The sequence below is a fragment of the Bacillus sp. UNC125MFCrub1.1 genome (assembly GCF_000701305.1).
GTDB classification, from domain to species: Bacteria; Bacillota; Bacilli; order Bacillales; family Bacillaceae; genus Bacillus; species Bacillus altitudinis.
In genome coordinates, this window is the sequence record NZ_KL370769.1 from 268,896 (window position 1) to 282,428 (window position 13,533).

The following is a 13,533-nucleotide window of genomic DNA, read 5'->3' on the forward strand; positions in this document are numbered from 1 at the left end:
CATTTAACAACTCGTTTCTACCAGTATAAAAAAAGAACCGTCACATGACTATAGACGATTCTACAAAATATCAGGATGTTTTATCGTATTTTTTGTATCATGATCTAAAAGCAGCAAGGCCAAATAAAAAAGCATCGCATCTTGCATACGCTTTGGATCAAGTGTGGTTAAATCCTGGATCCGTTTTAATCGGTAATGAAGTGTATTAATATGGACATGCATAGCTTCTGCTGTATGTTTCAATGAGTAATCCGAAGCGATGAGAACCCGCAATGTTTTCACTAGTTCAGGATAGGGGAAAAGGGACGCAATCGTTCGATCAAGAAACGCATCTTTTGTTTCCTGACTGATTTCCTCCATAAAAAGTTCAAGCGTCAAATCTTCATCAAACACAATGGGTGTTTCAGCATGCGCCAATTTTAAAGCGCGAAAAGCTTGATGAAAGGACTGCTTCATGACATGAGAAGCTGCTGGTTTTCCTGCCCCCATTAAAATCCTCGATGGTGACAGCGCTGTGAGCGCAGCATGAATATGGAACAAGCGCTTGTGCCATGTATCACGACCATCTGGTGTGGCTTGTAGCATGAGCAAAAAACGTGCATGCCCCCAGCGCACAATGATCTCCTGATTGGTGAGTTGCAATTTGTCCTTCATCAGTTTGTATTGATCCTGCTTCATAAACGATTCGTCTTGACAATCAATGAGAATAGCGACACGCTGCTTGTTGACATCAAGGCCAAGCCGCTGCGCTTTCTCGGTCATATCAACCGCTGTCTCTGGCAGATGAAGCCAGTCGAACACAAAGGCTTCAAGCTGCCGTTCATCTGTTTCCGTTTCTTGAAAAAATTCATGCTCTTGAATGAGCAGCTCCGTCATTTTACGTAAAATGTCGCCAAAAGGGGAGACATGCCTAGGATCACCTGTCATTCCAATGACCCCAATGACTTCTTGTTTAAAATAAATAGGCAGATTGATACCGGCTTTGACGCCTTTCATCTGCAGCACATCATCCTTTGTGAGAATTCGTTTCTGCCCTTCTAAGGATGTGACATATGCTCCTTCATGAAATTGACCAATGCGTGCTGGATCTGTTGCAGCAATAATGGTACCGTTTGTTTGTGTGATGATGATTTCTTCCGTCAGTACCTTTTTGACCTCATCTACGATTTTTTCTGCCAGTGTCATTGTGAGCAAAACGGTCCCCTCCGAGATGTTTCTTTTTCCACTATCATACCATCATATGCTCAGGCATATCTTTCTTTTCATGTGTTATGCTAAAATAAAAAACGCATATGAAGTAGATGAAAGGAGATACAGTCATGTCACTGCAAAATCGCTTACAAGATTTATTGAAAGAAGGGCAGGCGCTCACCGAATTTGAATATAACAAAGCCGCAAGTCAAAATTGGCCGTTAGAAGGGGCAAAAATGACAGAAGAAGCACGCTTTGCTGATGTTTATATAGAACGTGTAGACAAGGAATCGGAGGAAATGATTCAAACAGAAAATGCTTCCTTTTTAAATACACCTCTTACATACGTAAAAAAACAACAAAAAGAATTCATTTATATCGAGTCGAAGTGGTTTGATGTGGTGAGAGCCGACGGACTTGCCATAGAATGGGATGAAGTATTTCAGACGTATACCGTGTTATTCGGATTGAAGCGTCCTAAAAAAGATACTGGATTACTAAAAGAGATGCTCTCAACATTAAATGGTGCTCAGCTTCAATTTAATGGACAAGACGGGTTATTTGATATCAACATTCCGCTTCTTGAACTAGAAGACATCAAAGAAGATACGCCTTTAATTGGTGTGATCTCAGCAGTGTACCGCTATTTATTCAACTTGCTCATGCAGCTTGAAAATGAATGAATCAAAAAACGGCTCACATTCCTGAGCCGTTTTTTAGAGCCATCCTCTTATGAATTGAGCCTTCCCCATCCCGAAGCTCCAATCGGCGTCTCCATTTTCCACGATGGAGATCATCACATCCGTCTTGGCAACCCCGCATTCTTTTTCTATACGTTCTGCGATTTGTGCATAAAGCTGTTCCTTTTGCTCTTTCGTCCGCTGTTTACTGACAACACTAATGACAACCGGATCCTTTGTTCTCGGATAACCAAGCCCAGTGTCTTCGATGATCATTTCTTCAGGACGGTGCTGATGAACAATTTGATAGCGATCTCGTTCAGGTACCCCAAAGGCATCAACCATTGCTTCATGGCAGGTGTCCAGCAGTTTTTTTAATTCCTCTTTTGAACGGCCTTCTATCACGTCAAAACGTAACAACGGCATCAGGTCAACCTCCAAACATGTGTTAAATGTACAATCATAATGTAACCAACACTTCGCCGTTTCACTCTTTTGCGCATAAGAAAAAAGCCAAAACATTGGCGCTTGGCTTTTTTGCTCTGGACTAAGGCGTGACAAACTTCACATCATGCTCTTTTCCATATTGAAGGTAATCTTCATTTGGTTGTTCATTCGTCACGACGATGTCTATGTCTTTTAAGTCACAAAACGTGGTCAAGGCATAATGGTCAAACTTACTATCATCGACTAATAAAAAGGTTTTGGCGTTTTTTTCAACGAGCGTTTTTTTAATATCTGTCTCAAGCGGGGAGGAATTCGTGACGCCATGATCAATGGATAAACCCGTTGATGCAATAAATGCTTTATTGACATTGTATGCTTTTAGACGCTCAACACTTTGATAACCAACGAAAGAATTTGTTTTTCGTTCTAGCATACCGCCGGTTGAAAAGATGGTGAGGTGTTCATAAGGCATAGCCTGTGTAATGAAATCCACGTTATTTGTCACAACGGTAATCCGTTTCTCCTTCAAATAGGGAAGCATCTCCAGTGTCGTTGTACCAGAATCAACAAAAATCATATCACCATGTTCAACAAAAGCAGCGGCAGCCTGTCCGATCAATTGTTTTTTACTCAGCTGACGAGTCTTTCGCTCCTGATACACCACCAATGTTGAGTGATTCACAGCGACGCCACCGTACACTTTCTTTAGCACGCCGGATTCTACCAATGCTTGTACATCTCGGCGTATGGTGTTTTTTGAGACGCCAAAATGCGTCACAAGCTCATCAAGAGAGGCAGATTCCCGGTCAAATACATACTCTTTTATTTGCTGAATACGTTTTGTTTTTATCATGCTACAATCTCCAATCAATACGAATATGCTGATTCTATTATAACAATAATTCCACGTAAAAGATGTCACTGATCAACATGGGAGAATCGAATGATCTTTTTCTCTTATCTTTTCTCATTTTTCATAAAAGCGTATGATAGAGAAAAGAGGATAGAAAGGATTTTCACTTCTATGAATCAACACAACATACAATTTTCAAAGCTTGCAAATTTTAGAGAAGTAGGGGGACTCCAAACAACGGATCAGATGGTCATCAAACAAGGAATGATTTATCGCTCTGCCGATTTATCACGTCTCACGAAGCAAGACATATTGACGTTCTCAACACTTGGAATTCAAACGATTTGTGACCTGCGTACAAGCTCAGAACGAAAATCACACCCGCCAAAGATCATGGAACATGACAAAATTGTTCATATCCCTATGCAGCCTGACAGCATGATGCCTAGCAAATGGACCATGTTTCGAATGCTGATAGCAGAAGGAAAATCTCTATCTTTTACACCGATCATGAAAGATGTATATCAAAGCATGCTCTATGAGCGAAAAAAAGAGATTCAGCAATTGTTTACATTACTGTCCGATGAAAAAAATTATCCGCTTATGCTTCACTGTACAAGCGGAAAGGACCGTACAGGCTTTTTATCTGCTCTTATTCAATTAGCAGCGGGTGTACCGGTGCATACCGTTTTAAGTGAATACATGCGTTCCAATGAAGGCGTGAAAATGCTAGTGAAAAGACAAGAACGATTTGTTCGCATGATGAGTTTATATCGGGTGTCAAAAGAACAAATTCAGCCCCTGCTCGGTGTGCAGCAAGATTATCTTGAAGATGTACTGAATGAGATGATGGATACATACGGAAGTGCAGAGCGGTATTTACTAGAAGCCTGCGACGTCCCGCAAGCTCAGCTGCTTAAAATGAAAAACATCTTGCTTACACCATCTGCTGGCATTCCATCACAAAACGCAGAATAAACTTAATATGAGGTGATGCAAACCATGCTGAAAAAGATCAGTATGACGGTTCTGACACTAGTTTTCATGGGTGTCTTCTTATTGATTCCGTCTAGCAGTCTAGCTCGTTCGATGCCAAAAGGGAAGCTTGAGAGCACAAGAGAGATGCGTGCAGTGTGGGTCGCATCGGTTTATAACTTAGATTGGCCTTCAAAGAAAGGACTGCCCAGAGATGAGCAGAAACAAGAGTTCATTCAACTGTTAGACGACATCAAAGCGATGAATATGAACACCGTCATCATGCAAATTAAACCAACAGCAGATGCCTTTTATCCGTCGAAATTCGGGCCATGGTCTGAATATTTGACTGGTATACAAGGGAAAGACCCTGGATATGACCCGCTTGAATTTATGATAGAAGAAGCACATAAACGCGGCCTTGAATTTCATGCTTGGTTTAACCCTTATCGAATCACCATGAATCATACCGATCTCAACCGGTTATCAGCCGATCATCCTGCAAGAGCACACCCTGATTGGACCATCGCCTACGGAAATCAGCTGTACTTTAATCCAGGCATTCCTGATGCTCAGGACTTCATTGTTGACGGGATAGAGGAAGTGGTGAAAAACTACGATATTGATGCGGTGCATATGGATGATTATTTTTACCCGAATAAAATCGCTGGTGTGCCATTTCCAGATCAAGAAACGTATGAAACTTACGGGCAGAAATTCACACATATAGAAGATTGGCGAAGAGATAATGTGAACGAGCTAGTGAAGCAAGTCAATAACACCATTAAGAAAGAAAAGCCGTATGTGAAATTCGGCATTAGCCCATTTGGTGTATGGCGCAACATAAAAGATGACCCAACCGGTTCAAACACAACAGCAGGGATGACCAATTATGATGATTTGTATGCTGATACAAGAGAATGGATACAGCAGCACCATATTGATTATATCACCCCGCAAATTTATTGGAGTATCGGCTTTCAGCCCGCTGCCTATGATGTGCTGACGAAATGGTGGTCAAATGAAGTGAAGGGGCAGCCTGTTCATTTGTACATTGGTCAAGCGACGTATAAAATCAATCAAAACAGTGATCCTGCTTGGTCTGATCCAGAGGAGTATTTTCGCCAGATCGAGCTGAACAGGCAGTCACAGCTCGTACAAGGAAGCATGCATTTTAGTCTGAAAGATATCAATCGGAATCCCTTGAATGTAAAGAAACGATTAATAGAAGAAACCTATAGCAAACCAGCTCTCATACCAGAGATGCCATGGCTTCATCAAAAAGCGCCAAAAAAACCAATCATCCAATCTGTGAAAAAGACAGAGTATGGCGCAGTTTTACAGATACAAAATGATCCGCGCTCTAGTGCATCCTATTATGCAGTCTATCGATTGTCGAATAAAGGGACATACGAATTTGTGCAAACGGTCAGAAAAGAAACAGGTTCCTTCACACAAACGAAAGACATTTTAGCCAATCAAAAGAAGAGCTATACCTATAAAGTGACGGCACTCAATCGCCTTCATCATGAAAGCAAACCTTCTACAAAAACAGTAAAATAACAAAGACAGCATAAATGAGGGTTTTCCTCCATTTATGCTTTTTTGCTTTCTCTATTTTTCTACTATTTTTATTTTAATTTTCTGAATTCAATCAAGCTTGGCATGAAGCAGCTATTTCAATAATAAATATGATAGAAAAGCGCCAAAGGGGGAAGCACAATGGATTTTGAATTAACGAAAGAGCAGCAAATGATCCGTCAGATGGTCAAAGAATTTGCAAAAACAGAAATTGCACCGCACGCTCAAACTGTTGATGAACAGGCAGCATTTCCCGTAAAAACATTTCAAAAAATGGGGGAGCTCGGTTTTATGGGTATACCCTTTCCAGAGAAATATGGAGGATCTGGAGGAGATACGATCTCGTATGCACTGGCAGTCGAGGAAATTGGAAAACAGTGTGCGAGTACAGGTTTAAGTTATGCCGCAGCGGTTTCCTTAGGCGCAAGTCCACTTTATTACTTCGGGACGGAGGAGCAAAAGATGGACCATCTTGTTCCATTAGCCTCTGGAACAGCGCTTGGCTCCTTCGGATTAACAGAACCAAACGCTGGATCAGATGCAAAAGGAACAAAAACAAAAGCCATTCAAGACGGACAAGAATATGTCATCAGTGGGGAAAAGTGCTGGATCACAAATGCCAATTATGCCAGAACGATTATTGTCACCGCTGTAACAGATCATGATGAAAACGGACGTCCAATCATCTCCGCCTTTATTGTGGAGAAAGGACAAAAGGGACTGTCGATTACAAACCCATATGACAAAATGGGGGTTCGTGGTTCAGATACGGCTGAAATCATTTTAGACGAAGTACGTGTACCAGCGCATCATATATTAGGAGACAAATCGAAAGGATTCAAGCAATTTTTATATACATTAGACGGCGGACGAATTTCCATTGCAGCCTTATCCGTCGGAATTGCACAAGCGGCACTTGATGCTTCACTTTCCTATGCAAAAGAAAGAAAGCAATTTGGAAAGACGCTCTCATCCTTCCAGGCCATTCAGTTTAAGCTGGCGGATATGGCGATGCAAATAGAGCTTGCAAGACAAATGGTCTGGAAAGCCGCTTGGCTGAAAGATCAAGGCAAACCATTTACAAAAGAAGCGGCCTATGCCAAACTGTTTGCTTCAGAAATGGCCACAAAAGCAAGTCTTGATGCGGTCCAAATTCATGGCGGAACAGGCTATATGAAAGAATGCGGTGTTGAACGGCTTGTGAGAGATGCCAAGCTGATGGAAATCGGAGAAGGAACCTCTGAAATTCAGCGGCTCGTGATCGCAAGACAGCTGTTAGCGTAATACCTCAATGAAAACGCTTACTACACATAAGGGAGGAAAGCAATGATGTCGATTCACCCGCAAACGATTGGCTCCCTATTAAGAGAAAAAAAAGAACAGCACCCAGCACATGAAGCCATTGTTTACCCAGAACGTTCTTTACGTTATTCGTACGAAGCGTTTTATCGAGAGGTCAAGGAAACAGGTAAAGGTCTCATGGCATTAGGGGTTCAAAAGGGAGATCACATCGCCATTATGGCACCAAATATACCTGAATGGCTCATTCTTCAATTTGCCTGCGCCTACATTGGTGCTGTTCTTGTCACTGTGAATACCAATTTTCAATCACAGGAACTCGCCTATTTACTCAAGCATTCTGACAGCAAAATGTTGTTTATTGTAGACGGCTTTAAAGAAACGTCCTATGTCAACATGCTTGAAGAGCTGATTCCAGAACTTCAAACCGCTCATCAAGAGGAGATCACTTCCACACAATTTCCTTATTTAAAAAGATGTATCTATATCGGTCAGCATGTACCAAACGGCATGCTCAGCTGGGATCGTCTTCAAGTGGCAGCCAAAAGAACCGAAGATCATGAATGGGAGAAGCGAATGAATGAGCTCACGCCTGATGACGTTATTAATATGCAGTACACTTCAGGCACAACCGGCTATCCAAAAGGCGTCATGCTCAGCCACACAAACATCGTCTGTAATGCGAGTCAGATCGCAGATTGTATGAAATTAACAGAGCAGGACCGTATGTGTATCCCAGTACCGTTTTTTCATTGCTTCGGCTCTGTTCTTGGTGTACTTGCTTGTCTCACAAAAGGGGGAACGATCATTCCACTTGAATCATTCCATCCAGAACGAGTCCTTCAAACAGTAGAAAAAGAAAAATGCACGGTTCTTCACGGTGTACCAACCATGTTCATCGCAGAGCTCGATCATCCAAATTTCCACTCTTATGACCTGTCCACATTACGAACGGGGATTATGGCCGGTTCACTCTGCCCATCCCACGTCATGAAAGCAGTCATTGAAAAAATGGGATTAAGAGAGCTCACGATTGCCTATGGTCAAACCGAAAGTTCACCCGTCATTACCCAAACAAGAACCGATGATTCGTTTGAAAGACGTGTTCAAACGGTCGGACGTGCGCTTCCTCAAATTGAAGTCAAAATTGCTTTACCAGGGACATCAGAAGAAGTGCCAAGAGGACAGCAAGGAGAGCTTTGTACAAGAGGTTACCATGTCATGAAGGGCTATTATAAAAACGAAGAAGCAACAAATGAAGTCATTGATGAGGACGGATGGCTTCATACAGGGGATTTAGCTGAGATGGATCATGACGGTTATGTGAAAATCACAGGCCGGCTCAAAGATATGATCATCAGAGGCGGAGAGAATGTGTACCCAAAAGAGATTGAGGATGTCCTATACACTCACCCTGCCATTCTTGACGCACAGGTCGTTGGTATTCCTGACGAGACATACGGCGAGGAAGCAGCCGCATTCATTCGGCTGAAACAAGGGAAGTCGGTCTCAATTGAGACATTAACGAGCTATTGTCAGTCACAAATGGCACGCTACAAAATCCCGAAATACTTTTTCATTACAGATGAGTACCCAATGACCGCCTCAGGCAAAATTCAGAAATTCCGCTTGAAAAAGCAGGCGCTTGATCTAATAAAGGAGTGAAGGCAGCGATGTTTGAACAAGTATTGATCGCCAATCGAGGCGAAATTGCCCGTAGAGTGATTCGGACATGTAAACGGCTCGGAATCAAAACCGTTGCCGTTTATTCAGAGGCTGATCAGCATGCACTCCATGTGCAAGAAGCAGACAGCGCCTATTATATCGGCGGCGCTAAAGTTTCTGAAAGCTATTTAAACATGGAAGCGATCATTAAGGTTGCCAAACAAACAAATGCTGATGCTATCCACCCAGGGTATGGTCTTTTATCAGAAAATGCGGCATTTGCTGAGCGCTGCCGGAGCGAAGGCATTGCCTTTATTGGACCATCTGCACAAGTCATTCAGCAGATGGGAAATAAAATTGAAGCGAGAAAAACGATGGAACAAGCGGGCATCCCAATCGTTCCTGGTGTTTCAGCCCCGCTCCATGATGCAGACGAAGGGGTTCATAAAGCACAGACACTCGGCTATCCCATTATGCTAAAAGCATCGAGTGGTGGCGGTGGGATTGGTATGCAGCTCGTCCGCAATGACGAAGAACTGCATCGAGCGTTTGAAGGAAATCAAAAAAGAGCACAAAGTTTCTTTCAAGACGGTACGTTGTACATGGAAAAGGTGATTGAACACGCACGGCACATCGAAATTCAAGTTCTTTTTGATTCGTTCGGTCACGGCGTTCACTTATTTGAAAGAGATTGTTCACTCCAAAGAAGACATCAGAAAATTGTTGAAGAGGCACCAGCCGTCTGTCTTGAAGAAACGGTGAGACAGCAAATGGGACAGATGGCCGTCAAAGCTGCCAAAGCAATTGGGTATGAAAATGCGGGCACGATTGAATGTTTAGTCGATCAAAACCAGCAATTTTATTTCTTAGAAATGAATACGAGATTGCAAGTAGAACACCCTGTCACTGAAGAAATTACGGGGATTGACCTTGTCGAGGAGCAGCTAAAAATTGCAGCATTAGAGCCCCTGTCCTTCAGCCAAGAGGATATCCATCAAATTGGGCACGCGATTGAAGTTAGAATATACGCTGAAGACCCTGTGACATTTTACCCTTCGCCAGGCACGATCACTCGGCTTTCTACACCTGATGCCCCATACATCCGTCATGAGTCAAGCGTCACGAGTGGAAGTGTCATTACCCCATTTTACGATCCAATGATTGCGAAAATGATTGTGTACGGTGATACTCGAAAACTCGCCATAGAACGATTAAAAGCAGCATTACAAGCATATGAAATAGAAGGGATCAAAACCAATGTACCGCTTTTAAAGGAAATAGCCGAATCAACTGCCTTTTTACATGGCAGCATCACAACCGATTATCTGATGAAAAAAAGGGAGGAAAACCGTTCATGAAAACTGTCACGATACAAATGGCCGGAAACTTATGGAAGCTTCTTGTGAAACAGGGTGATGACGTGCAAAAAGGACAGGAAGTCGCCATCTTAGAATCGATGAAAATGGAGATTCCCATTGTTGCAGAAGAAGCAGGTGTGATCAGTAAAGTGTATAAGGCGGAGGGGGACTTTGTTGACGAGGGAGAGGTACTTTTGGAGCTGACAGAATAGGGGGAAAGCCGCATGGCATTACCAAAAAACGTGCTCATTAGAGAGGTCGGCCCGCGCGATGGCCTGCAAAATGAATCCGTTTGGCTGGACACAATGGAGAAGCGAACATGGATCCATTTACTCGAAGAAGCCCATCTTCCTTATATTGAAGTCACCTCATTTGTTCATCCGAAATGGGTTCCAGCCTTAAAAGACGCCAAAGAATTAGCCCAATCATTAAACAAAAAAGAGGATATTACCTATGCCGCACTCATCCCAAATGAAAAGGGGTTAGCTCATTTTTTTGAAGCAAACCTTGAGGTAGGGGCTATGTTTATCTCAGCGAGTGAGACACATAACAAAAAGAATATGAATCGATCTATACAGGAAACACTGCCTGTGATCAAACAAATGACAGCCGATTTAAAAGCAGAAGGACGGCAAACGCGGGCCTATATTTCAACCGTGTTTGGATGTCCTTATGAAAAACAAGTGCCGATGGACCAAGTGCTGCGATTAACGGAACAACTGCTCTCCTTCGGCATTGATGAAATATCACTCGGGGATACCATTGGGGAAGCCCATCCCCTACAAGTAGAAAGACGGTTAGACCTTTTACTTGAACGCTTTCCTGCTGATAAAATCGCGCTTCATTTTCATGATACGAAAGGAATGGGGCTTGCCAATATTTATACAGCATTAAAAGCCGGCATCACCATATTTGATGCCTCTAGCGGGGGGCTTGGCGGTTGTCCTTATGCACCTGGCTCCAGCGGAAACGTGGCGACAGAAGACGTGGTGCACATGCTTCACAAACTCGGGATCGAAACAAATGTCGACCTCCCTCGCTTGATCAAAGCGGCTGAATGGATTGAAGCAAAAGTGGATCGAACCCTGCCAAGTCACTGTTTACGCGCTTTTCAGTCTCACACTACTTGATAAAGGGTGAATCACATGACATCATTGGTCCATTTTTCAATACAAGATGATTACATTGGCATCATGACCTTAAACAGACCAGCACAAGCCAATGCTCTATCAGCTGCTATGCTAGAGGAAATCAACCAAACAATTCAAGAAATCAAACATGATGCAAACATCCGCTGTTTGCTCATGACAGGAGCTGGCGCTAAAGTTTTTTGCGCAGGAGCAGACTTAAAAGAACGGCGATTGATGACAGAACAAGAAGCCAAAGAAGCCGTTCTGACCATTCAGCAAACCTTTACAGACATTGAATCTTTGCCTGTTCCTGTCATTGCCGTGATAAACGGACACGCACTTGGCGGGGGTCTTGAGCTGGCGCTCGCCTGTGATCTCCGCATCGCAAGAGCGGGTGCAGCGCTAGGCCTGCCGGAAACAGGACTAGCTATCCTGCCGGGAGCAGGGGGCACACAAAGACTTCCGCGCCTGATCGGACCCGGGAAAGCGAAAGAAATGATCTTCACAGGCACTTCTTTACGAGCAGAAGAAGCTGTTCAAATCGGATTGATTGAACGTATCTCTACAGCCGATTCACTGATGAATGATGCCATCACACTCGCAAAACAAATCACCAAGAATGGACCGATTGCTTTAAAAGAAGCAAAACAAGCCATTCAATCCAGCCTTGATCACGATTTACAAACAGGTCTGACGAAAGAATACGAAGCTTATCTGCGGCTTATTCATACAGAAGATCGACTAGAAGGTCTCAAGGCTTTTCAAGAAAAACGAACGCCTTATTACAGAGGGAAATAGCAAGAGAGGGGTATGTTTATGATCGAAGAATATGAATTAAAAAAACAACAAATTGAAAAGGGCGGGGCAGAACGCTACCATCAAAAAAACAAAGAAAAAGGAAAATTATTTGTCCGTGATCGGCTTCATTTGCTATTAGATGAGGATTCTTTCATTGAAGATGCCATGTTTGCAGAGTGCAAAGATGAACATTTACCAGCAGATGGTGTCGTCACAGGAACCGGGCGTATGAATGGGCAGACTGTTTGCGTCATGGCAAACGACTCTACGGTTAAAGCAGGATCGTGGGGCGTCAAAACAGTAGAAAAAATCATTCGAATTCAAGAAACGGCCGAGAAGCTCAATTGTCCAATGCTGTATTTAGTCGATTCTGCGGGTGCAAGAATCACTGATCAAATCGCCATGTTCCCAGGCAGAAGAGGAGCAGGGCGCATTTTTTATAACCAAGTCAAGCTGTCTGGACGTATCCCGCAAATTTGTTTACTCTTCGGTCCATCTGCAGCCGGCGGTGCGTATATCCCTGCTTTTTGTGACATTGTCGTCATGGTCGAAGGAAATGCCTCTATGTATTTAGGCTCGCCGCGAATGGCTGAAATGGTGATCGGTGAAAAAGTATCGCTTGAGGAAATGGGCGGTGCGAAAATGCATTGTAGCATTTCTGGATGCGGAGATATATTAGCCAAAACAGAGGAAGAGGCCATTCAAATTGCACGTGATTATTTAACCTATATGCCTGCCAACTATACAGAAAAACCAAAAACGACAGCAGCAAAAGCACCTAAACCATCTGAAACCACCATCCAAGACTTAATCCCTAAAGGCCAGAATACCCCATTTGATATGTATCAACTCATCGATTTACTGATTGATGAAGGGTCATTTTTTGAAATCAAAAAGCTGTTTGCCGCAGAGTTAATCACCGGCTTTGGCAGAATGAACGGTCAGCCTATCGGTCTCATTGCCAATCAGCCAAGGGTCAAAGGCGGCGTATTATTCCACGACTCAGCTGATAAAGCCGCCAAGTTTATTCAGCTCTGTGATGCCTTTCATATCCCGCTGCTCTTTCTCGCGGACATACCAGGATTTATGATTGGAACAAAAGTGGAACAAGCCGGCATTATTCGTCATGGGGCAAAAATGATCTCCGCTATGTCAGAAGCGACCGTTCCGAAAATATCCGTCATCGTCCGTAAAGCATACGGAGCAGGACTATATGCAATGGCAGGCCCTGCTTTTGAGCCAGACTGCTGTCTCGCTCTTCCATCGGCGCAAATCGCTGTGATGGGTCCAGAAGCCGCTGTAAATGCCGTCTATGCAAATAAAATTGCAGAACTCCCGCCCGAAGAGAGGGCTTTATTTATACAAGAGAAACGGAAGGAATACCAGGAAGATATGAATATCTATGAGCTTGCCTCTGAAATGATTGTCGATGGCGTCATCCCATTTGAACGTCTAAGAACGGAACTTTGTCATAGATTACTAGCCTACTCATCGAAAGACATGACATTTACGAAACGAAAACATCCGGTCTATCCGGTCTAAAGGGGGCAGACCTC

At 43.3% G+C, this 13,533-nt stretch carries 13 protein-coding genes; 10 read left to right on the forward strand and 3 right to left on the reverse strand.

Annotated elements, in window-relative coordinates; genetic code table 11:
• Positions 1–60 precede the first annotated feature (60 nt).
• Positions 61–1,194, reverse strand: a complete 1,134-nt coding sequence (locus N521_RS14165) for a CdaR family transcriptional regulator (RefSeq protein WP_035391824.1) — start codon at positions 1,192–1,194, stop codon at positions 61–63.
• Positions 1,195–1,319: 125 nt separating this feature from the next.
• Between N521_RS14165 and N521_RS14170 the strand changes: the two genes are divergently transcribed.
• Entirely contained in the window at positions 1,320–1,874 is a 555-nt protein-coding gene (locus N521_RS14170; protein WP_035391826.1) for a hypothetical protein, read from the forward strand.
• Between the two features lie 33 nt (positions 1,875–1,907).
• Here the strand turns inward: N521_RS14170 and N521_RS14175 are convergent, their stop codons facing one another.
• On the reverse strand, positions 1,908–2,297 hold the full coding sequence (locus N521_RS14175) for a tautomerase family protein (RefSeq protein ID WP_035391828.1): 390 nt from the start codon (positions 2,295–2,297) through the stop codon (positions 1,908–1,910).
• 121 nt (positions 2,298–2,418) lie between these two features.
• Positions 2,419–3,171: a DeoR/GlpR family DNA-binding transcription regulator gene (locus tag N521_RS14180; RefSeq protein ID WP_017359514.1), complete on the reverse strand. Its 753-nt coding sequence runs from the start codon at positions 3,169–3,171 to the stop codon at positions 2,419–2,421.
• Positions 3,172–3,261: 90 nt separating this feature from the next.
• Between N521_RS14180 and N521_RS14185 the strand changes: the two genes are divergently transcribed.
• The 9 genes from N521_RS14185 to N521_RS14225 all read left to right on the forward strand — a co-directional run bounded on the left by N521_RS14185 (position 3,262) and on the right by N521_RS14225 (position 13,519).
• Positions 3,262–4,149 carry a tyrosine-protein phosphatase gene (locus N521_RS14185; RefSeq protein ID WP_035391830.1) on the forward strand — a complete coding sequence of 296 codons (888 nt, stop codon included), beginning with the start codon at positions 3,262–3,264 and terminating at the stop codon, positions 4,147–4,149.
• A gap of 24 nt (positions 4,150–4,173) precedes the next feature.
• The gene (locus N521_RS14190; protein ID WP_035391833.1) at positions 4,174–5,709 is read left to right on the forward strand and encodes a glycoside hydrolase family 10-like protein; all 1,536 of its coding nucleotides are present in this window, start codon (positions 4,174–4,176) and stop codon (positions 5,707–5,709) included.
• 159 nt (positions 5,710–5,868) lie between these two features.
• On the forward strand, positions 5,869–7,011 hold the full coding sequence (locus N521_RS14195; protein WP_008346640.1) for an acyl-CoA dehydrogenase family protein: 1,143 nt from the start codon (positions 5,869–5,871) through the stop codon (positions 7,009–7,011).
• A 42-nt stretch (positions 7,012–7,053) separates the two neighbouring features.
• The gene (locus N521_RS14200; protein WP_035391835.1) at positions 7,054–8,691 is read left to right on the forward strand and encodes an AMP-binding protein; all 1,638 of its coding nucleotides are present in this window, start codon (positions 7,054–7,056) and stop codon (positions 8,689–8,691) included.
• An 8-nt stretch (positions 8,692–8,699) separates the two neighbouring features.
• Positions 8,700–10,049 carry an acetyl-CoA carboxylase biotin carboxylase subunit gene (locus tag N521_RS14205; protein ID WP_035391838.1) on the forward strand — a complete coding sequence of 450 codons (1,350 nt, stop codon included), beginning with the start codon at positions 8,700–8,702 and terminating at the stop codon, positions 10,047–10,049.
• Complete coding sequence (locus N521_RS14210; protein WP_008346646.1) at positions 10,046–10,261, forward strand: acetyl-CoA carboxylase biotin carboxyl carrier protein subunit; 216 nt, start codon at positions 10,046–10,048, stop codon at positions 10,259–10,261. The genes N521_RS14205 and N521_RS14210 overlap by 4 nt, the downstream gene beginning before the upstream one ends.
• A gap of 12 nt (positions 10,262–10,273) precedes the next feature.
• Positions 10,274–11,179, forward strand: coding sequence for a hydroxymethylglutaryl-CoA lyase (locus N521_RS14215; protein ID WP_035391839.1), 906 nt, complete (start codon positions 10,274–10,276; stop codon positions 11,177–11,179).
• Between the two features lie 15 nt (positions 11,180–11,194).
• Positions 11,195–11,977, forward strand: coding sequence for an enoyl-CoA hydratase (locus N521_RS14220; RefSeq protein ID WP_035391841.1), 783 nt, complete (start codon positions 11,195–11,197; stop codon positions 11,975–11,977).
• 18 nt (positions 11,978–11,995) lie between these two features.
• Complete coding sequence (locus tag N521_RS14225) at positions 11,996–13,519, forward strand: acyl-CoA carboxylase subunit beta (RefSeq protein WP_035391843.1); 1,524 nt, start codon at positions 11,996–11,998, stop codon at positions 13,517–13,519.
• The last annotated feature ends 14 nt before the right edge of the window (positions 13,520–13,533 follow it).